The organism is Promicromonospora iranensis (assembly GCF_028994805.1).
Lineage (GTDB): Bacteria > Actinomycetota > Actinomycetes > Actinomycetales > Cellulomonadaceae > Promicromonospora > Promicromonospora iranensis.
This window is the reverse complement of record NZ_JAJQQP010000026.1, coordinates 1-2,042: the sequence shown is the minus strand read 5'-3', so window position 1 is coordinate 2,042 and position 2,042 is coordinate 1. Positions and strand designations below refer to the sequence as shown.

General features: G+C 57.5%; 1 rRNA gene. It reads right to left on the bottom strand.

The window, feature by feature from the left end:
- Positions 1–307: 307 nt before the first annotated feature.
- Positions 308–1,830, bottom strand: a 16S ribosomal RNA gene (locus LUM46_RS26565).
- Positions 1,831–2,042 lie beyond the last annotated feature (212 nt).

The window sequence follows — 2,042 nt, the reverse complement described above, 5'->3', positions numbered from 1 at the left end:
ACACTCAACCACCCACTCGCTCACAACACTCATGAGGAGCAGGCCGGCCGGTTGCCTCAGGACCCAACAGTGTGCTTGGCGAACCCCCACCACCCGACTGACCACGTTCCAACCCGTGCCACCCTCCCGAAGAAGGACGCACCAGGCGTACTAGCAGCCACCCCGAACAGGGAGACTCTTCGTCAATGTTCCACCCATGAGCAACCACCCCAGACACGTACGGCCTGGGCATGGCCTCTGCCACCAGCACCAACCCGAAGGTCGGCAACCCCCAGTATGTGGGGCCTGGTGGAGATGAGCTCCTTAGAAAGGAGGTGATCCAGCCGCACCTTCCGGTACGGCTACCTTGTTACGACTTAGTCCCAATCGCCAGTCCCACCTTCGACCACTCCCTCCCACAAGGGGTTGGGCCGTGAGCTTCGGGTGTTACCAACTTTCGTGACTTGACGGGCGGTGTGTACAAGGCCCGGGAACGTATTCACCGCAGCGTTGCTGATCTGCGATTACTAGCGACTCCGACTTCACGGGGTCGAGTTGCAGACCCCGATCCGAACTGAGACCGGCTTTTTGGGATTCGCTCCACCTCACGGTATCGCAGCCCTCTGTACCGGCCATTGTAGCATGCGTGAAGCCCAAGACATAAGGGGCATGATGATTTGACGTCATCCCCACCTTCCTCCGAGTTGACCCCGGCAGTCTCCCATGAGTCCCCGGCATAACCCGCTGGCAACATAGGATAAGGGTTGCGCTCGTTGCGGGACTTAACCCAACATCTCACGACACGAGCTGACGACAACCATGCACCACCTGTGTACGAGTGTCCAAAGAGAACCCCATCTCTGGGGCTTTCTCGTACATGTCAAGCCTTGGTAAGGTTCTTCGCGTTGCATCGAATTAATCCGCATGCTCCGCCGCTTGTGCGGGCCCCCGTCAATTCCTTTGAGTTTTAGCCTTGCGGCCGTACTCCCCAGGCGGGGCACTTAATGCGTTAGCTGCGGCACAGAACGAGTGGAACCCGCCCCACACCTAGTGCCCAACGTTTACGGCATGGACTACCAGGGTATCTAATCCTGTTCGCTCCCCATGCTTTCGCTCCTCAGCGTCAGTAACTGCCCAGAGACCTGCCTTCGCCATCGGTGTTCCTCCTGATATCTGCGCATTCCACCGCTACACCAGGAATTCCAGTCTCCCCTACAGCACTCTAGTCTGCCCGTACCCGATGCAAGCCCACAGTTGAGCCATGGGATTTCACACCAGACGCGACAGACCGCCTACGAGCTCTTTACGCCCAATAATTCCGGACAACGCTTGCGCCCTACGTATTACCGCGGCTGCTGGCACGTAGTTAGCCGGCGCTTCTTCTGCAGGTACCGTCACTTTCGCTTCTTCCCTGCTGAAAGAGGTTTACAACCCGAAGGCCGTCATCCCTCACGTGGCGTCGCTGCATCAGGCTTTCGCCCATTGTGCAATATTCCCCACTGCTGCCTCCCGTAGGAGTCTGGGCCGTGTCTCAGTCCCAGTGTGGCCGGTCGCCCTCTCAGGCCGGCTACCCGTCGACGCCTTGGTAGGCCATTACCCCACCAACAAGCTGATAGGCCGCGAGCCCATCCCCTACCGAAAAACTTTCCAACACCCGCCATGCGACAAGTGTTCATATCCGGTATTAGACCTCGTTTCCAAGGCTTATCCCGAAGTAGGGGGCAGGTTGCTCACGTGTTACTCACCCGTTCGCCACTGATCCACCCAGCAAGCTGGGCTTCACCGTTCGACTTGCATGTGTTAAGCACGCCACCAGCGTTCGTCCTGAGCCAGGATCAAACTCTCCGTAAAAGAGAAACATCCACACCCACCCAAAGGCGAGCGTGAACAATGATACCGGCCAGATACAAATCTGATGATTTGTGTCCGTCCAAACAACCCCTTGCGACAATGCAACCCCACCAACCGGACGGTCAGCGAAGCCACACCCGACAAGGGTTAAAACTTTGGCATTGACTATCAAGCACACTGTTGAGTTCTCAAACAACCGACGCACACCGTCA